At 69.0% G+C, this 17,977-nt stretch carries 13 protein-coding genes; 4 read left to right on the top strand and 9 right to left on the bottom strand.

What is annotated here, in order from left to right; translation table 11 throughout:
* Window positions 1-283 precede the first annotated feature (283 nt).
* From K7G19_RS17955 to K7G19_RS17935, 5 genes are all read right to left on the bottom strand, one after another.
* Window positions 284-1,384, bottom strand: a complete 1,101-nt coding sequence (locus K7G19_RS17955) for a glycosyltransferase family 4 protein (protein WP_226108397.1) — start codon at window positions 1,382-1,384, stop codon at window positions 284-286.
* Window positions 1,374-2,642 carry a lipopolysaccharide biosynthesis protein gene (locus K7G19_RS17950; RefSeq protein WP_226108396.1) on the bottom strand — a complete coding sequence of 423 codons (1,269 nt, stop codon included), beginning with the start codon at window positions 2,640-2,642 and terminating at the stop codon, window positions 1,374-1,376. The genes K7G19_RS17955 and K7G19_RS17950 overlap by 11 nt, the downstream gene beginning before the upstream one ends.
* On the bottom strand, window positions 2,642-3,772 hold the full coding sequence (locus K7G19_RS17945; protein ID WP_226108395.1) for a glycosyltransferase: 1,131 nt from the start codon (window positions 3,770-3,772) through the stop codon (window positions 2,642-2,644). The genes K7G19_RS17950 and K7G19_RS17945 overlap by 1 nt, the downstream gene beginning before the upstream one ends.
* A gap of 155 nt (window positions 3,773-3,927) precedes the next feature.
* The gene (locus tag K7G19_RS17940) at window positions 3,928-5,244 is read right to left on the bottom strand and encodes an exopolysaccharide biosynthesis polyprenyl glycosylphosphotransferase (protein ID WP_223819792.1); all 1,317 of its coding nucleotides are present in this window, start codon (window positions 5,242-5,244) and stop codon (window positions 3,928-3,930) included.
* A gap of 10 nt (window positions 5,245-5,254) precedes the next feature.
* Window positions 5,255-6,466: a glycosyltransferase family 4 protein gene (locus K7G19_RS17935; protein WP_226108394.1), complete on the bottom strand. Its 1,212-nt coding sequence runs from the start codon at window positions 6,464-6,466 to the stop codon at window positions 5,255-5,257.
* A 370-nt stretch (window positions 6,467-6,836) separates the two neighbouring features.
* Between K7G19_RS17935 and K7G19_RS17930 the strand changes: the two genes are divergently transcribed.
* The 4 genes from K7G19_RS17930 to K7G19_RS17915 all read left to right on the top strand — a co-directional run bounded on the left by K7G19_RS17930 (window position 6,837) and on the right by K7G19_RS17915 (window position 11,769).
* Window positions 6,837-8,222, top strand: a complete 1,386-nt coding sequence (locus K7G19_RS17930) for a phosphomannomutase/phosphoglucomutase (protein ID WP_226108393.1) — start codon at window positions 6,837-6,839, stop codon at window positions 8,220-8,222.
* Window positions 8,223-8,292: 70 nt separating this feature from the next.
* Window positions 8,293-9,333: a lipopolysaccharide heptosyltransferase I gene (gene waaC, locus K7G19_RS17925; RefSeq protein ID WP_226108627.1), complete on the top strand. Its 1,041-nt coding sequence runs from the start codon at window positions 8,293-8,295 to the stop codon at window positions 9,331-9,333.
* Between the two features lie 2 nt (window positions 9,334-9,335).
* The gene (waaA, locus tag K7G19_RS17920) at window positions 9,336-10,718 is read left to right on the top strand and encodes a lipid IV(A) 3-deoxy-D-manno-octulosonic acid transferase (protein ID WP_226108625.1); all 1,383 of its coding nucleotides are present in this window, start codon (window positions 9,336-9,338) and stop codon (window positions 10,716-10,718) included.
* A 175-nt stretch (window positions 10,719-10,893) separates the two neighbouring features.
* Entirely contained in the window at window positions 10,894-11,769 is an 876-nt protein-coding gene (locus K7G19_RS17915; protein ID WP_226108391.1) for an META and DUF4377 domain-containing protein, read from the top strand.
* Window positions 11,770-11,934: 165 nt separating this feature from the next.
* On the opposite strand, the gene K7G19_RS17910 is transcribed toward K7G19_RS17915, so the two are convergent.
* The 4 genes from K7G19_RS17910 to K7G19_RS17895 form a co-directional block, all read right to left on the bottom strand.
* Window positions 11,935-13,329, bottom strand: coding sequence for a TolC family outer membrane protein (locus K7G19_RS17910; protein ID WP_226108623.1), 1,395 nt, complete (start codon window positions 13,327-13,329; stop codon window positions 11,935-11,937).
* Window positions 13,330-13,527: 198 nt separating this feature from the next.
* Window positions 13,528-13,854, bottom strand: a complete 327-nt coding sequence (locus K7G19_RS17905; RefSeq protein WP_149317758.1) for a rhodanese-like domain-containing protein — start codon at window positions 13,852-13,854, stop codon at window positions 13,528-13,530.
* A 14-nt stretch (window positions 13,855-13,868) separates the two neighbouring features.
* Window positions 13,869-14,522, bottom strand: a complete 654-nt coding sequence (locus tag K7G19_RS17900; protein WP_149317759.1) for a protein-L-isoaspartate O-methyltransferase — start codon at window positions 14,520-14,522, stop codon at window positions 13,869-13,871.
* A gap of 175 nt (window positions 14,523-14,697) precedes the next feature.
* Window positions 14,698-17,973, bottom strand: a complete 3,276-nt coding sequence (locus tag K7G19_RS17895; RefSeq protein WP_226108390.1) for an efflux RND transporter permease subunit — start codon at window positions 17,971-17,973, stop codon at window positions 14,698-14,700.
* Between the last annotated feature and the right edge of the window lie 4 nt (window positions 17,974-17,977).

Below are 17,977 nucleotides of genomic sequence, written 5' to 3'. Positions count from 1 at the left end.
GCGATGGCCCGGACCGTGATCCCAGGCAACATGGCAGGGACTGGACTACTCAACTGTCCGACAGCACGCGTGCACGCTGATGACCGGAACAAGGGCAGATTGTCACTTCCTTCATGGGCACATACGACTTGTGGGCCGTACCATCGAGCTCGCGGGAATCGTTGCAGTTGATGTTGAGATTGAAGACATGCCGCTTCAGCGAGGCAAGGTACACAAGTAGGTGATCGTTTGTCCTAAGCCTTGCCGCATGGCAATGCGCTTGGTCAGGACTGCCGGTTCCTCGTCAAGGCTCGATGCTGGGGCCCCTCTGGCAACCGAGCAATCTCTGCCAATGTTCGGCAATTGCGCCCACGTCAAAGCGTTTGGCCCGCTGTCGTGCCGACGGCGATAGCGCTCCGGCGCGGCCCGGACTACCGATTGTCCGGCAAACTGCATCGGCAAGCGCTTCGCTTTTTCTGGCCGGCACCAATATGCCGGCCAAGCCATTGGCCAATACCTCTCGTGGCCCCGTTTCGCAATCCGTCGCCACCACCGGTAACCCATAAGCCATCGCCTCAATCAACACCAAGCCGAAGCCCTCGTACCGCGACGACAAACAAAACAACGACGCCCCGCGATACAGCTCGGACAAATCCTGCCGTGTCGGCAACAACCGGACACATTGCGATAATCCCAGCCGATCCCGCTGGGCCAACAGCGCATCGCGCAGTTCCCCATCGCCGACGATATCCAGCCGCCAGTCCGGATACTGACGCGCGACAATTGCCCAGGCGTCCAGGAGCACATCAAACCCCTTGGCATACGTCAACCGCCCCACCGCCAACGCCACCTTCGACGTCCGCGGCGCCGGCTCCGCCGGCATCGCAAACGGCAAGGCATTCGGAATCGCCACCACATTCCGCGCGCCCAGCGCCCGTTCCCATTTCTCCCGATCCCGCTGCGTCAGCACGACCACATGCTCGCAAGTCCGCACCGCGAGCCGCCGCGCCAGCCGTCGCACCCGTCGCCCGAGGTCTTGGTCGTAATTGCAGTGTTCCCAGGCAATGCGGCGCACGCCAAGGCCCATGCAAGCCGGCAACGTAAACAACGTCAGCATCGTATCGACCTCGATCAGCACGTCGATCCGATGCCGCTTCAGATACCGCCGAATGCCGAGGACGGTCGACAAAAACCGTGTCTTGAACGATGGCCGCTGCGCGAACAGCGCGTCGTGCCGCACCGTCGGTTCGAGTTCGAAGCAGCTGGCAGCATCCCACAGGCTCAGGATATGCACCGTGTATCCGCGTCGCGCCAGCTCGTTGGCGATCACCGCGGTCATCCGTTCGGCGCCGGCGAACGCGTTCAGTGTTCCCGTCAGGAAGCAGAGGGTCGGCTTAGCGCTCATGGGTTGCCGTTGCGGTTTGCAGGGGGATAGCGGCCCGGCAGCGCCACCACAGCGCGAGCCCGATGACGACCGCGAAACCGTTGGCCAGTGCATAGCCCGCAACGGCGCCCCAAATGCCATAACGCGGTACGGCGATCAGGTCGAACACCAGGATCATGGCCAACGTGCCGGCCCATTTGAGCGCGACCCATTCGGGCCTGCGCAGATACACCGGCAGCAAAGTCAGGCCGACATCGACGAACAGCAACGCGGTGGCAAATGCCGCGACGCGCAGCAGCCCGACGGCTGCGCTGAACTGCTCGCCGTACAGCAGATGAATGATCCAGTCCGCGGCGCCCGCGATCATCGCCGCACCGGCAAGCCCTACCACGCCGAGCAGCAGCGCCAGCCATCCCACGTTGCGCCGCGCCGACGCCGGATCCGTCTGCCCGTAGACATAGACCGGCGCAGCGCCTGCCGCGATGATGGTGGCCGCCGCCGCGTAGTTGTCGAGAATCTGCATCGTCGCGGCGTAGGCGCCGAAGTCTGCGAGCGGCACCAGCGGCTGCAGGATCAGCTGATCGACGCGGCGCGCGGCCATCATCATCATGAAGCTGGCCCAGAACAGCGTGCCGCCGCGCAGCAGTTGACCTGCGAGCGCGGAATCGACAGTGATGCGCCGGTGCGGCACACGGCTCAGGTAATAGCCGGCGAGCAGCAGCGCGAGTACGATCGCCTCCACCGCGAAGGCGCTGGCGAAGGCCGGTGCGGCTCGGCTGCCGGCGGCAAACAGCAGCCCGACCATGCCGGCCTTGATGGTCAGCGAAATCAGGCTGAACACGGTGGCCGGCCGGTTGTTGGTATGCGCCTGCATCCAGGCGCCGACCACGCCAAACGGTTCGCGCAGCAGGATGGCGATGCCGAGGAGCAGCGCCACGGCCCAGACCTCCGCGGCGGCGCCTGCCACGGCCAGGTAGCCGCACATCAGCGCATAACCGAGCAGGCCGCCAAATGCGCGCAGCACGAAGGCATGCGCGAGCAGGCGATGCTGGGCCGCGCTCGCCGCATCGGCAACCAGCCGCGGTACCACCACTTCGCTGCCGCAGATCAGCGCGACCGACGCGGCGATGGTGACCACGGCTTGGGCATACTGGAAATGCGCGAAGCCTTCGGGTCCGAGCGCGCGCGCCAGCATCGCGACGATCGCAATGCCGGTGACGACCTGCAGCCCGCGCTCGGTCAGCATCCACAGCAGGTTGCCGGCGACCCGTCTGCGCATCAGGCGGTTCCCATGCGTGAGGGGGCCTTTGCAGCGGCAAGCGCGGCGTAGCGCGCCAGCCATTGGTCCGCGATGGCCTCGAGGCCGAGCAAATCCGCGATATGGCGGTGCCTTGCCGCTTGCTGTGCGATGTCGCCGCGTCCGTCGCGCAGGGCGCGAGCGAGGGCGGCTGCCAGCGCGTCGGCATCGCCGCGCGGTACGACCTGGCCAAAGCCGTCGACCATCTGCGCGACACCGGCCGCATCGGTCGCCACCACGGGGCAGCCGCAGGCCATCGCTTCGCCGACGACCAGCGGCATGCCCTCGATATCGGACGACAGCGCAAACACGTCCGCCGCATTGAGCAGGGCCGGGATATCGGCGCGCGTGCCGAGCAGACGGACGCGGTCGCCGATCGAGAGGGCGGCAATGCGGCGTTCCAGCGCGGCGCGTTCTGGGCCGTCGCCCGCGATCAGCAGTTGTGCGGAGGCAAGCGACGACGGCAGGCGGGCAAATGCCTCCAGCAGCAAAGCCTGGTTCTTCTCGGGGACGAGTCGTCCGACATGAAGCAGCAGCGGTGTGGCCGCATCGAGGCCCAGCGCCGCGCGCGTCTGCGCCCGCGCCGTGCCATCGGGCCGGAACCGTGCGGTATCGATGCCATTGGGCATCACCGCGATGCGCCCCGCCGGCACCGCGCCGGCCGCGATCATTCTTTCCCGGCCTTCGGCGCTGACATGCGTCGTCAGGCCGGCCCAGCGATCGGTCAGCCGATAGGCCAGCATGCGCGCCGTGCCGCCCTCGCGGGCACTGTGCGCGGTGCAGATCAGCGGCGGCATCGCGCGCGCCGGACCGGTCGCGATCAGGGCGCGGCCGAACAGGTTGGCATGGACCATATGCGCGTGGATGACGTCCGGCCGCCAGTGCTGGACGAAACGGCGCATCTGCCGCAGGGCCCGCGCCATCGACCACGGCGTCTTGCGCATGGCGAGATCCAACGTCTCGATGCCCGGCGGCAATGCGACCTCGCATCCCGGCGTCAGGCTGGCCACCGCGACGGCGTGGCCGAGTGCATCGAAGCGGCGGGCGAGCGCGGCGACCTGCTGCTCGGCACCGCCAAGGCGCAGGCCGGTGGTCAGCAGCAGAATGCGCATCGGCGATCGCGACAACTGCGGCGATTCCGTGGAGGCGGACGAGGCGGACGAGGCGGACGAATCCGACGCGAACGGCGAGCCAGTCGAGCCCAACGAACGGGCCGCATCCGGCGACAGTCCGGGCACCGGCGCCACGCCTTGCTCACGCGCTCGCATCAACGCGCCCCGTACCCGGTCAGCAGCGTCCGCACCGTCTTCACCGCCACCAGCAGGTCCAGCGCGAAGCTGCAATGCTTGACGTAGTACAGGTCGTAGCTGAGCTTGGTGACCGTTTCCTCGTGCGTGCCCGCATAGCCCTGCTGGACCTGCGCCCAGCCCGACAGCCCCGGCCTCACCAGATGCCGGTACGGGTAATAGGGGATCGTGTCGGCGAAGCGCTCGACCATCGGCACCTGCTCGGGACGCGGTCCGATCAGGCTCATGTCGCCCGTCAGCACGTTCCATAGCTGCGGAATCTCGTCGAGCCGGTATTTGCGGATCACGCGGCCGACGCGCGTCACGCGCGGATCGCGCCGGGCGGCAAAGCGCGCGGTGTCCTGCGGCGCGGTCTCCATGCTGCGGAACTTCAGCATCGTGAACGGCTTGCCGAGCAGTCCGACGCGGCTCTGCCGGAACAGCGCCGGGCCGGGGGAGTCCAGGCGGATCGCTAGCGCCACCACCAGCGCCGCGGGCAGCGCCAGCGGCGCCAGGCACAGTACCGTGGCCACATCGATCAGGCGCTTCAGATAGCCGTAGAAATAGTGCGCGGCATGATCGTCGAGGAAGTTCTCGTCGATATGGTCGAGCCCGAGCCGGCCGGTCAGCATCTCGCCCACACGCTCCACGGAGTAGATCCGCACGTGGCTCATCTTGTAGCGCGCCAGCAGCCGGGTCCGTTCCGGATCGGCCGCGGCACTGCGGTCGAGCATCAGGCCGTCGCAATGCACCGCTTCCTCGATCGAGCCGATCGGCTCGAAGCGGGTGCGTCCCGGCGGCAGTGCGCCCGGCATCGCCAGCAACTGCTGCAGTTGCGCCAGCGCGGCGGGATCGGTGTAGCCGAACACCGGCACGTAGTTCTGCACATAGCGCCGGTAGCCGGCCCAGATCCACGCCAGCGTGGTCAGATAGCCGAGCAGCAGCGCGCCGCGCGAGTAGGGAATCTGGAAGGCGGCGAAGGCGAACAGCAGCGCGACGAAGGGCAAGGTCGCCGCCAGGCCCACCAGGCTGTTGCCCTCCATCGCCGGCAGATGCAGCGAGCGGTGCAGCAGCACGAAGGCGAGCAGGTAAGGCGCGATCGACCACAGCAGCGTGCGCGGGAACACGTGGGTCACATAGCCGGCCTGATGGGCGGCCTCGGCCAGTCCCATGTTCAGCGCGAACGGCAGCAGGCCGAGCAGGGCCCAGCCGAGCATACGGCTGGCGCGGCGCATCGTTTCGGAGCCGCGGGCGCGGATGGCCAGGGCGGGGCGGGCGGTGCCCGATGCCTTGTTCATGCGCATCCCCTCAGGCCCGGTCCCGCGCGAGCGGGGCGTTGGCCGGCGCGGTGGCGGGCAGCTGCTCGCGGTAGATCGCCCAGGTCGCATCGGCCATCGCCGTCACGCCATATTGCAGCGCCCAGCGTTCGCGTGCGGCCGTGCCGAGCGACGTCCGCAGCGTGGCATCGCCGGCCAGGCGCGCCAGCGCATCGGCCAGCGCCGGCACGCTGCCCGGCGCGCACAGCAGCCCGCAACGGCCCTCGTCGAGTTGTTCGCGAATGCCGGGCAGATCGCTGGCGACGACCGGCAGGCCGGCGCGCATCGCCTCGAGAATGGACAGCGGAAAGCCTTCGTGGTCGGAGGCCAGCACGAAGGCCTGCGCCGATGCCAGCAGCGCGGGCACCGCGGCGACGTTGCCGGTGAACACCACGCGGCCGGGAGCGAGGCGTTGCGCGAGCGCGCGCATGGCCGGCAGTTGCGGGCCATCGCCGGCGATCACCAGCTCGCAGCGGGCCAGCGCGCCATCGCCAGGTTCGGCGCGTTCGGCGGACTCGGCCATCTCGGCGAGTTTGGCGAAGGCGCGGATCAGCAGATCGGGCCGTTTCGGGGCGGCAAAGCGCGCAACCATCACGATGCGATGCATCGGCGCGCCAGGCTCGGCCCGCTCGGGGACATCGCCAATGCCGTTGTGGATCACCGCGATCCGCCGCGCGGGCAGCGGCAGGCTGCGTGCCAGTTCGCGCTCGGCCTCGGACACGCAGATCAGCCGTGCGGTCAGCGGGGCCAGCAACCATTCCGCGACGCGGGCGGCGAGCCGTTGCCGGCGCGGCGCGGCCGGCTTGAAGCCGAAGCCGTGCACGGTATAGACGACCGGGATGCCGAGCAGCCAGCCGGCGATGCGGCCCAGGGCGCCGGCCTTGGCGCTGTGCGCGTGGATCAGATCCGGATCGGCCTGCCGCAGGGCCTGGATCAGCTCGCGCAAGGCCGCGATCGCGCGCAGCGGCGACAACGCGTTGTCGAGCCGGGAGAGCCGGACCGTGCGCGCGCCCAATGCCCCGGCGGCCGGCAGCAGCGGACCGTCGCCGCCGGCCAGCACGATCGCTTCCACGCGCTCGCCCAATGCCTCCAGCAGCGTGGCCACATGGGCCTGCGCGCCGCCGATCTCCGAATTGGTGATCAGGTAGGCGATGCGGGGCCGCTCGGCCTGTCCCAGGTCCGCCGCCGAGGCGGAGGCAGGCAAGCGCTCGGGTTCGGCGCAACGCGGGGACCAACGCAAGGACCAACGCAGGGACCAACGCAGGGACCGGCGCTGAGACCGGCGCGCCGGAGAATGGGGAAACGAGCGCGGCGACAGGGGCACGGTGGCAGGAGGGCGCGATATCGGAATGGCGGCGGGAATGGCGGCGGGCGGCGCAGCAAATCGTGCGTGCGATGGCGTGTGTCAGGACACCGAACTGCCCGGCCGAACCGATTATAACTGCCGTGCCTGATCGCAATCCGGCAAAATACAGGTTTTGGCGCGCCGTTCTGGGCACATGGCGGGATCACGAAGTCCCGCGGTTCCATGCCCCGCGGCGGGGCGCCCGCTCCCTTCACTTCCAGGAAGCTGCATGCAAATCGACTCCTCCATCTTCAAGGCTTACGACATCCGCGGCATCGTCGGCAAGACCCTGACTCGCGACGTCGCCCGTGCCATTGGCCTGTCCTTCGGTTCCGCTGCCGCCGAGGCCGGCGAGACCGCGGTAGTTGTCGGCCGCGACGGGCGCCTGTCCGGACCGGATCTGCTGTCGGCGCTGGTCGAGGGCCTGCGCGCCGCCGGCATGGACGTGATCGACCTCGGCATGGTCGCCACGCCGATGGTGTACTTCGGCACCAATATCGAACTCGCCGGCCGTCGCGCGACCTCGGGCATCATGGTCACCGGCAGCCATAACCCGCCCGACTACAACGGCTTCAAGATGGTGCTGGCCGGCAAGGCGATCTACGGCGAGCAGATCCAGGGGCTGCGCCAGCGCATCGTCGACGAGCGCTTTGCCAGCGGCGCGGGGGCCTATCAGCAGGTCGACATCCGCCAGCTGTATCTGGACCGCATCGCCAGCGACGTCAAGCTGGCGCGGCCGATGAAGATCGCGCTCGATGCGGGCAACGGCGTGGCCGGCGCCTGCGTCGGCGATCTGTTCCGCGCGCTGGGCTGCGAAGTGACCGAGCTGTTCTGCGACGTCGATGGCACCTTCCCCAACCACCATCCGGACCCCGCGCATCTTGAAAACCTGCAGGACCTGATGCGCTGCCTGCGCGAGACCGACAACGAGCTGGGCCTGGCCTTCGATGGCGACGGTGACCGGCTCGGCGTGGTCACCAAGGACGGCCAGGTCATCTTCCCCGACCGCCAGCTGATGCTGTTCGCGCAGGAGATCCTGTCGCGCCATCCGGGCCAGCAGATCATCTACGACGTCAAGTGCACCGGCAAGCTGGCCCCGTGGATCCGCGAGCATGGCGGCGAGCCGCTGATGTGGAAGACCGGCCATTCGCTGGTCAAGGCCAAGCTGAAGGAAACCGGCGCGCCGATCGCCGGCGAGATGAGCGGCCACGTGTTCTTCAAGGATCGCTGGTACGGCTTCGACGACGGCCTCTATACCGGCGCACGCCTGCTGGAGATCCTGTCGCGGCACGACGATCCCAGCGCGGTGCTGAACGCGCTGCCCAATTCGATCTGCACGCCCGAGCTGCAGCTCAAATGCGCCGAGGGCGAGCCCTTCACGCTGCTCGACAAGATCCGCGCCAATGCGAAGTTCGAGGGCGCGCGCGAGGTCATCACGATCGACGGCGTGCGCGTCGAATACCCCGACGGTTTCGGGCTGGCCCGCCCGTCGAACACCACGCCCGTGGTGGTGATGCGCTTCGAGGCCGATAACGACGCCGCGCTGGCCCGCATCCAGGCGGAGTTCAAGCGCGTGATCCTGGCCGAGAAGCCGGATGCCCAGCTGCCGTTCTGAGCGGATGCCGGTCGATCCGGCAGTACCGTTGCAGGACAGCGCCGCCCCCGAGGCGATCGAGACCGCCGGCATGCCGCGCCCGCTGGGCGTGCGCATGCCGGAGCGGCCGCGCATCCTGGTGGTCAAGGTGTCCTCCCTCGGCGACGTCGTGCACAACATGCCGCTGATCCACGATCTGCGCGCGCGCTGGCCCGGTTGCGAGATCGACTGGGTGGTCGAGGAGGGCTATGTCGAACTGGTGCGCCTGCTGCCGCAGGTGCGGCGCGTGATTCCGTTCGCGCTGCGGCGCTGGCGCAAGGGCCTGTTCTCGGGCGCGGTGTGGACCGAGCTGGGCGCGTTCCGCCGCGCGCTGCGCGAGGACGCCTACGACGCGGTGATCGAGACGCAGGGGCTGCTGAAGACCGCGGTGGTCTCGCGCATCGCGCGCCGCCATGCGGGCGCGCCGGTGATCGGACTCGCCAATGCGACGCAGGGCTCGGGGTACGAGCCGGCGGCGCGGCTGTTCTACACCGATCCGATCCAGGTCCCGCTGCAGACCCATTCCGTTCGTCGCTCGCGCCTGCTCGGGGCCGCGCTGACCGGCGTCGCCCCGGCCGAGCCGCCGCGTTTCTTCGGCGACGAGGCGCGCGTGCTGCATGCCAACGATCCGCTGTGGTCCGACCTGCCGACGCGCTACGCGGTCTGCTTCCATGCGACCGCCGGCGCGAAGAAGCGCTGGCCGCTGGAGCACTGGCATGAGCTGGGCCGGCGCCTGTTCGCCGAGGGGCTGGCGGTGATGCTGCCCTGGGGCAACGAGGCCGAACGGCATGCCGCCGAGCGCATCGCCGCGGGCGTGCCGGGCTCGCGCGTGCTGCCGCGCTTCACGGTGATGCAGGGCTTCGGCCTGATCAATCGCGCCGAACTGGTGGTCGGCGTCGACACGGGGCTCGTGCATATCGCCGCGGCGCTGTGCCGGCCGACCGTTGAAATCTATACCGCGACCTGGCGCTGGAAGACCGAGGGCTATTGGTCGCCGCGCATCGCCAATGTCGGCGACGACGGCGAGGCGCCGACTGTCGAGGAAGTCCACGCGGCGGCGCGCCGCGTGCGTGGGCTCGGACGGGAAGGCTGATGCTGTTGCGTGTTTTGTACAACCTGGCCTGGGGTTTGATCCTGCCGGCCGCGCTGGCGCGGCTGGCATGGCGCGCGCGCAAGGAGCCCGGCTATCTGCAGCATGTCGGCGAACGGCTCGGACGCTACGACGCGCTGCCGAGGCAAGGCCCCTGGATCTGGGTCCATGCGGTCTCCGTTGGCGAAACGCGCGCCGCGCAGCCGCTGATCGCGCGGCTGCTGGCCGCCTATCCCGGCCATCGCATCGTGCTGACCCATATGACCCCGACCGGCCGGCAGACCGGCGCCGAACTGTTCGGCAAGGAGCTGCGGCTGGTGCAGTGCTACCTGCCGTACGACGTGCCGGCGCTGGTGCGGCGTTTCCTGGCGCATTTCCGGCCGGAGGCCGGCATGCTGATGGAGACCGAGGTCTGGCCGAATCTTGTGCGCGGCGCGCGCCTGGCCGGCGTGCCGCTGTATCTGGTCAATGCCCGGCTGTCGCCGCGCAGCTTTCGCCGTACCGCCCGCTTCGGGCGCGCCGCGGCGGCGATGTATGCGGACTTCACCGAGGTACTGGCGCAGACCCAGGCCGATGCCGAGCGCTTTCGCGCGCTGGGCGTCGCGGCGGTGCGCGTGACCGGCAACCTGAAGTTCGACATGCAGCCATCGGACGAGCAGATCGAACGCGGACGACGGCTGCGCCGGGCCTTCGGCACGCGGCCGGTGCTGGCGGCGGCGAGCACGCGCGAGGGCGAGGAGGCGATGCTGCTCGACGCGCTGTCGCGCTGGCGCAAGCTGTGCGGCGAGGTGTGGGACCAGGGTTCGGACACGGCGCGTCCGCCGGCGCTGCTGCTGGTGCCGCGCCATCCGCAACGCTTCGATGCGGTGGCGGCGATGGTCACGCAGACGGGCTTCACATTGCAGCGCCGCAGTGCACTGGGCGAGGACGGGCTCGATCAGCCCATCGAGGCCGACGTGCTGCTGGGCGATTCGATGGGCGAAATGGCCATGTATTTTGCGGCATCGGATGTCGCCTTTATCGGCGGCAGCCTGCTGCCGCTGGGCGGCCAGAACCTGATCGAGGCCTGCGCCGTCGGCACGCCGGTGCTGATCGGCCCGCATACCTTCAACTTTGCCCAGGCCACCGACGATGCGATTGCCGCGGGCGCCTGCCTGCGCGTCGACAGCGCCGAGCAGCTGATGCATACCGCCGCGGTGCTGCTGTCCGATCGCGAACGGCTCGCCCGCATGCAGACGCAGGCCCGCGCCTTCGCCGGCGAGCATCGCGGCGCCACCGCACGCACGGTCGAGGCGCTGGTGCCCGCGCTGCCTGCGCCGGCCGCCCCGGGCAAGGCCGGCGACGCCGCCGATGGGCCGGCCCCGGCGGACAGCCCGGGCACTCGCTGATCCCGGCTGCGTCAAATCGATTGCGTACACTTGCCGGGCGTCCCCCTGTGGCGTCCCCTGTGGCGTCCTCCGTGGCGTCCTCCGTGGCGTCACCTTGTGGGTGCGTCCGGCACTCTCTTTGCTTCGGGACGCATCATCGTCGTCGATGCATCCCGCCAACTCGAGGAGCGAACCGATGTCCCTGTCCTTCCGCATGGGTACCGCAGCCGCGGCCGCAGCGCTGCTTGGTGCCGCGATGTCCGGCTGCGTCACCGCGCCGGCCCCCGATTCGCCGTCGGCGACGCCGACCCTGAGCGAGACCCGGCCCGGTGGCCCCAGCCGCTGGGAGCTGGTGCGCTGGCAGATGCCGGACGGCTCGCTGAAACAGATCCCGCATGGCGATAACGGCGAGCCGGTGCTGTTCGAGTTCAACGCCGGCATCGACGCGGCGCAGGGCACGGTCACCGGCAACACCGGCTGCAATCGCATGACGGGCAGCTATGGCAAGACCGACAGCGGCATGCGCTTCGATCGCGTCGCCAGCACGCGCCGCGCCTGTCCGCCGCCGTTGATGGAGGTGGAGAACAGCCTGCTGAAGGCGATGCAGTCGCCGTTTACGACGGTCGGCACGCAGCCGTCGGCAGGCTCCACGGGCCGCCAGATCATCTGGAAGACCGCCGATGGCGATCTGCTGCATTTCGTCGAACGCGAGGGCGTGGGCCGCCGCGGCGATCGGCTCGATGGGCAGCAAGGGCAGGGCCAGCAAGGCCAGTCGGGGCAGACGGGCCAGGGCCAAGGCCAGGCCGCCGCGTCGGGCGTCGAGAAGACCGTCTATGTGGATTCGCAGCGCGTCGAATGCACCGGCGTCGGCAAGCAGACCTGCTATCGCGTCCGCGACGATCCCAACGCCCCCTGGCAGCTGTGGTACGGGCCGATCGAAGGGCTCGATTTCGAGCCCGGCATCGCCTACACGCTGCGCGTGCGCGAGTACCGCGTGCCCAATCCCCCGGCCGATGCGTCCGCGATCCGCTGGGAGCTGCTGGAGGTACAGCGGCGTACGCGGGTGAATTGAAGGCAAGCAGGATTTACCGATGGGGAGAACCCCCTCTCCCCGGCGGCGCGCACGCCCATGGCGGATTGAATCGCGAGAGGGAGGGGATCGCCCCTTTGCCGATGCGGCGCGAACGGAAGGAGTTCGGCCATCGGCATTGCACCGATGGCCGTGGATCGATTGGCGCTAGCCGCGCTTTGCCATCCGCGCCGGCTTCGCCGCCGGCGCTGCGGCCTTCGGCGGCTCCGGCAGCTTGTACATCGAGCCCGGTGGCAAGGTCAGCAGCGTGTTGATCTGCACCAGGTCCTCTTCGCTCAGCGAGCCGGTGGCGGCCTTCAAACGCAGGCCGTTCATGATGGTGTCGTAGCGCGCGCGGGCGAGGTCGCGGCGGGTCGAGAACAGTTGGGCCTCGGCGTTCAGCACATCGATGTTGATGCGCACGCCGACCTCGTAGCCGAGCCGGTTCGATTCCACCGCGGTCTGCGCCGAGCGTTCGGCCGCCTCCAGCGCGCGCACCTGGGCCAGCCCGTTGGAGACGCCGGAGAAGGTCTGCCGCGCGTTCTGCGCGGCGGTGCGGCGCGCGAATTCGAGATCGCTGGCGGCGCGGTCGGCCAGCGCCAGCGTTTCGCGCGCACGGGACTGGATCTGGCCCCCGGCGTAGATCGGAATGGTCAGCTGCACGCCGATCTGCGCACTGTTGTAGCGGCTGGCGACGTTGACCTGCTGCTGGATCAGGCCCGACGAGTCCTGATAGCCGTAGGAGGCGACCAGGTCGACCGACGGCAGGTGGCCGGCGCGCGCCTTGTTGTATTCGCGCTGCGCCGTTTCCAGGTTGTAGCGGGCGAGGCTGACCTGCGGGTTGGTCTGTTCGGCCTGCTGGGCCCAGAGGTTGACGTCGGCCGGCTGCGGACCCGGGATATCGGCAGCGGGGCGCAGCCCCATCAGTTCGTCGACCGGCCTGCCGGTGATCTGCTGCAGCGTCGCGCGCCGGACTTCGAGCTCGTTCTGCGCGGCGATCTCGGTCGAGACCGCGAGGTCGTAGCGGGCCTGCGCGTCGTTGGTATCGGTGATGGTGGCGGTGCCGACCTCGAAATTGCGCTTGGCCTGTTCGAGCTGCTCGGCGATCGCGCGCTTCTGCGCGCCGGCCAGATACAGGTTGTCCTGCGCGGCCAGCACGTCGAAATATGCCTGCGCGGTGCGCGTGATCAGGTCCAGCTGCGCCTGGCTGAAGGTGACTTCCCCCGCCAGCGCGGCCAGTTCGCCCTGCTTGTAGGTTTCCCAGCGATCCCAGCGGAACAGCGGCTGGGTCAGCTGCAGCGCCCAGTTCTTGTTGTTCAGGAAGCGGTTGGCGTCGATCGGCGCGCTCTGGTCGATCTTGGTTCGGGTGACACCGGCCACGCCGTTGATCTGGGGCAGCAGGCCGGCGCGGCCCTGCGGCAGGCGTTCCTGCGAGGCGGCAAGCTGGGCGCGCGCGCTGGCGAACTGGGCGTCGTTGGACTGCGCTTCGCGATAGACCTGCAGCAGGTCGGCCGCGCTGGCCGGAAGCGGCAGCAGGGCGGCCAGGCACAGCGCCAGCGCCACGCCGGAGGCGGCGCGCGAAGGCGCGTGCGGAAGGCGGCCGCGCCGACCCTCGCTCAGAGCATCCGACACACCGATCGGCACACCATTCGACGCAACATTCGACGCAACAGCATGCGCGGCACTCCGCGCGGGACACAGCGCAAACCTCATGACGTCTCCAGCTTGTCGGACGCGGCGCGGCCGACGGTTAGCGTCCGCTCAGTACTTCGGCATCGCGGGATCGACCTGCTCGGCCCACGCATGCACGCCGCCGCTCAGGTTGTAGACCTTGCCGAAGCCATGCTGCCGTTCCAGGAAGTTGGCTACCTGCATGCTGCGGCCGCCGTGATGGCAGACGCAGACGACCTCGGCGTCCGGGTCCAGCTCGGCCGCGCGGGCGACGATCTGCCCCATCGGGATATGCGTGATGCCGGGCAGCGCGCAGGTCTGGACTTCCCAGTCCTCGCGCACGTCGAGCAGCACCGGCTTGGCGCGGCTGGCGTCGCCCAGCCATTGGGACAACTCGGTGGCGGTAATCTGCTGCATGGTGGTTTTCCGGCTCAGAACTGGAAGCGCGACGGCGCCTTGGCGCCGGTCAGCGGGGCGACCGCGGTCTCGAACAGATTGACGGTCTGGTATTCGGTGTCGGACACGCGCGTGATCAGCTGCGCCTCCATCACCGGCAGCGTGCCGACGAAGGCGGCGATGCGGCCGCCGACCTTGATCTGCGACAGGATCGCCTCGGGCACCACCGGCAGCGAGCCGGAGATGCAGATCACGTCGTAGGGGGCGCCGGCGGGCCAGCCTTCGGCGGCGTTGCCCTCGGCGACCTCGACATTGACGATGCCGGCCTTGGCGAGGTTATCGCGGGCCAGTGCGGCCAGCTCGGGGCGGATGTCGACCGTCAGCACGTGGCGGGCGCGATGGGCCAGCAGCGCGGCCATGTAGCCGGACCCTGCGCCGATCTCCAGCACGTTCTCGTGCTTGCGCACGCCCAGCTCCTGCAGCACGCGGGCCTCGACGCGCGGGGCCAGCATGTTCTGGCCGCCCGGCAGCGGGATTTCCGTATCGACGAAGGCCAGCGCCTGGTACGCCGTGGGCACGAATTGCTCGCGCTTGACCACGGCCAGCAGGTCGAGGATTTCCTGATCCAGCACGTCCCAGGGCCGGATCTGCTGTTCGATCATGTTGAATCGGGCTTTTTCGAGGTCCATCTTGCCTTCCTTGCTATGCCAACCGCTATCTGTTTCGTGTTCCGGCCGCGCGGTGCCAGGGGCCGGGGAATTCCGTCAAACCCGACATTTTAACTCCCCGGCGTGACGCCGGGGCATCCGACCGGAGCGGGGGCCGGGCGCCCGGCACCGCCGGGCCGGGCCGTCATTCCGCGCGTCATTCCGCGCTCGCCGGCCGCCCTGAGGCGGGCAGGGCGGGCTTGGTGGGCTCGTGGCCCTGGTCGTGGCCTCGCTCGTGGTCCTGCCGGGGGGCCGCCGGGGCCACTGCCTCGGCCCCGCCGTGCGTGCCCTCAGTTGCCGCCTTGCCGCGCCAGCGGCGGGCCAGCCAGCCGCCAAAGTCGTCCAGGTAGGTGTAGATCACCGGCACCACGACCAGCGTCAGGATCGACGAGGTGATGATGCCGCCGATCACCGTCTGCCCCATCGGCGCGCGCTGCTCGGCGCCCTCGCCGAGGCTGAAGGCCAGCGGGACCATGCCGAAGATCATCGCCAGCGTGGTCATCAGGATCGGGCGCAGCCGTACGCGCGCCGCCTCGACCAGCGCGGCCTCGCGCGACAGCGGGGCCTTGCCGTGCTCGCCGCGCCGCGCCTGGTTGGCGAAGTCGACCAGCAGGATCGCGTTCTTGGTCACCAGCCCCATCAGCATGATGAACCCGATGATCGAGAACATGTTCAGCGTCGAGCCGAACAGCAGCAGCGCCGCGAACACGCCGATCAGCGTCAGCGGCAGCGAGGTCATGATGGCGATCGGCTGGAAGAAGCTGGCGAACTGCGAGGCCAGGATCATGTAGATGAAGATCACCGCCAGCGCGAGCGCCGACACCGCATAGCCGAACGATTCGTTCATCGACTTGGTCGAGCCGCCGAAGCGGTACTTGTAGCCGACCGGCCACGTCATGCCGTCGAGCGCCTGCTTGATGTCGCGCGCGACCTCGCCCTGCGAGCGGCCCGCGGTATTGGCGGTCAGCTCGACCTCGCGGTTCAGGTCGCGGCGGCTGATCTGGTTCGCGCCGGTGGTGGGCACCAGCTCGGCGATCTGGCGCAGCGGCACCATCCGGGGCGAACCGTCGGGGTTGGTCTGCGTGCTGGCGATCATCAGCGCGGACAGGTCCGCCATGCCGGTGCGCGCGTCCTTCGGCAGCCGCACGCGCACGTCGTAGTTCTCGTCGTCCGGCGCGCGCCAGCTGCTGATGGCGTCGCCCGCCAGCAGCGGCCGCAGCGCGTTGCCGATCTGCGTGATGCCGATGCCCAGGTCGGAGGCCAGCTCGCGGCGGATGCGCACTTCCACCGTGGGGCGATCGTCCTTCATGCTCGAATCGAGATCGACCAGGCCGGGAATCGCCCGCATCCGGCGCGACGCTTCCTCCGACAGCCGCTTCAGTTCGCCCAGGTCATCGCCCTGCAGCGACACCTGGATCGCCTTCTGCCCGCCGGCGCCATCGGGCATGCCGACCATCGTCAGCGTGATGCCGGCGATGCGGTTCATCCGCTCGCGGATCAGCGGATTGAGCTGCGTGGTGGTTCGCTCGCGCTGCTTGCGGTCGACCAGCCGCACCGACACCAGCGCGTTGTTGCGGCCCGAGGTATTGCCGGCGTTGATGGTGGCGTAGGTGTAGGCCACTTCCGGGAATTCGCGCAGCGCGGCCTCGACCTGCCGCACCTTGGCCTCGGTGACCTCGAGCGCCGTGCCGACCGGCGTGGTGAAGCCGATCTGCGTCTCGCCCAGGTCCGCGTTGGGCACGAACTCGGTGCCGATCAGCGGCACCAGCGCGAAGCTGCCGAAGAAGGTCACCACGGCGATCAGCGCGGTGGCCAGCCGGTGTTTCAGCGCCCAGCCGAGCATCGCGCCATAGCCGTGGCCGAGCGCGTCCATCCGCGCCGAGAACCAGTCCAGCAGCCGGCCGATGCTGCGCCCGTACCAGCTGCGCTTGTTGCCGGTGCCGTGCAGGTCCGGATCGTGCCAGACCGACGACAGCATCGGGTCCAGCGTGAACGACACGAACATCGAGATCATCACCGCGGCCACCACGGTGATGCCGAACTGATGGAAGAAGCGGCCGATGATGCCGCCCATGAAGCCGACCGGCAGGAACACCGCGACGATCGAGAACGTCGTTGCCAGCACCGCCAGGCCGATTTCCTCGGTGCCGTCCAGCGCCGCCGCGCGGTGGTTCTTGCCCATCAGGTTGTGCCGCACGATGTTCTCGCGCACGACGATCGCGTCGTCGATCAGCAGGCCGACGCACAGCGACAGCGCCATCAGCGTGATCACGTTCAGCGTGAAGCCGAACAGGTACATCACGCCGAAGGTGCCGATCAGCGCGATCGGCAGCGTCAGGCCGGTGATCACCGTGCTGCGCCACGAGCCGAGGAACAGGAAGACGATCGCCACCGTCAGGAAGGCGCCTTCGAGCAGCGTCGAGCGGACCTCGTCGACGCTGCGCCGGATGCCGCGCGCGCTGTCGTTGATCACGGTCAGCTGCACGCCGGCCGGCACCAGCTTGCGCACCTCGTCGGTCATGCGGACCAGGCCGTCCACCGTATCGACGGTGTTCTGCCCCTGCGCCTTGACCACCGACAGGAACAGCGCGCGCTTGCCGCCGAGCAGGGCCAGGCTCTCCTGCTCCTGCTCGCCGTCGCGCACCTCGGCCACCTGCTCGAGCGTGACCGGCTGATTGCCGCGCCGCGCGACGATGATCTGCCTGAAGGCGGCCGGATCGACCACGCGGCCCTTGATCTGCACCACGGTCTCGGTCGCCGAGGAACGCAGCTCGCCCGCCGGCAGTTCCTGGTTCTCGTTGCGGATCGCGGTCATCACCTGGTCGACGCCGATGCCCAGCGCCTCGAGCTGGGCCGGCCGGATGCGGATCTCGATCTCGCGCTTGGTGCCGCCGACGATGCTGATCGCGCCGACGCCGCGCACCGTCTCCAGCCGCTTGCGCACGATCTGGTCGGCGATGGTGGTCAGCTCGCGCTGGCTGCGCGCGGAGCCGGGGGCGTTCGATACCGACAGATGGAAGATCGGCGCGTCGGAGGGGTCGTAGCGCAGCACGCGCGGTTCCTCGACCTCGTCGCGGAATTGCGGCCGGATCAGCGCGATCTTGTCGCGCACGTCCTGCGCGGCCTGGGCCACGTCGACGCTCAGGTCGAACTTGATCACGACCACCGAGGTGCCCTGGTACGAGTGCGAGAAGATCTCGTCGATGCCGGAGATCGTATTGACGATCTCCTCGACCTTGCGCGTGACATCGGACTCGACCGACTCGGGCGGCGCGCCCGGGTACTCGGTCTGCACCACGACGATGGGGAACGTGATGTCGGGAAACTGGTCGACCGGCAGCCGCTGGTACGAGAACAGCCCGATCACGATGAAGGCCATCATCATCATGGTGGCCATCACCGGGTTGCGGATCGACAGACGCGTGAACCACATATCG

Source organism: Cupriavidus sp. DB3 (assembly GCF_020418465.1).
Lineage (GTDB): Bacteria > Pseudomonadota > Gammaproteobacteria > Burkholderiales > Burkholderiaceae > Cupriavidus > Cupriavidus cauae.
This window is presented reverse-complemented; position numbering and strand designations above follow the sequence as displayed.

Coding starts and splice junctions, on each gene's coding strand:
- K7G19_RS17915 (WP_226108391.1), top strand. CDS start 10,894: ATGTCCCTGTCCTTCCGCATGGGTACCGCAGCCGCGGCCGCAGCGCTG.
- K7G19_RS17940 (WP_223819792.1), bottom strand. CDS start 5,244: ATGAACAAGGCATCGGGCACCGCCCGCCCCGCCCTGGCCATCCGCGCC.
- waaC (WP_226108627.1), top strand. CDS start 8,293: ATGCCGCGCCCGCTGGGCGTGCGCATGCCGGAGCGGCCGCGCATCCTG.
- K7G19_RS17900 (WP_149317759.1), bottom strand. CDS start 14,522: ATGGACCTCGAAAAAGCCCGATTCAACATGATCGAACAGCAGATCCGG.
- K7G19_RS17905 (WP_149317758.1), bottom strand. CDS start 13,854: ATGCAGCAGATTACCGCCACCGAGTTGTCCCAATGGCTGGGCGACGCC.
- K7G19_RS17945 (WP_226108395.1), bottom strand. CDS start 3,772: ATGCGCATTCTGCTGCTGACCACCGGCCTGCGCCTTGGCGGTGCCGAG.
- K7G19_RS17930 (WP_226108393.1), top strand. CDS start 6,837: ATGCAAATCGACTCCTCCATCTTCAAGGCTTACGACATCCGCGGCATC.
- K7G19_RS17895 (WP_226108390.1), bottom strand. CDS start 17,973: ATGTGGTTCACGCGTCTGTCGATCCGCAACCCGGTGATGGCCACCATG.
- K7G19_RS17950 (WP_226108396.1), bottom strand. CDS start 2,642: ATGCGCAGACGGGTCGCCGGCAACCTGCTGTGGATGCTGACCGAGCGC.
- K7G19_RS17955 (WP_226108397.1), bottom strand. CDS start 1,384: ATGAGCGCTAAGCCGACCCTCTGCTTCCTGACGGGAACACTGAACGCG.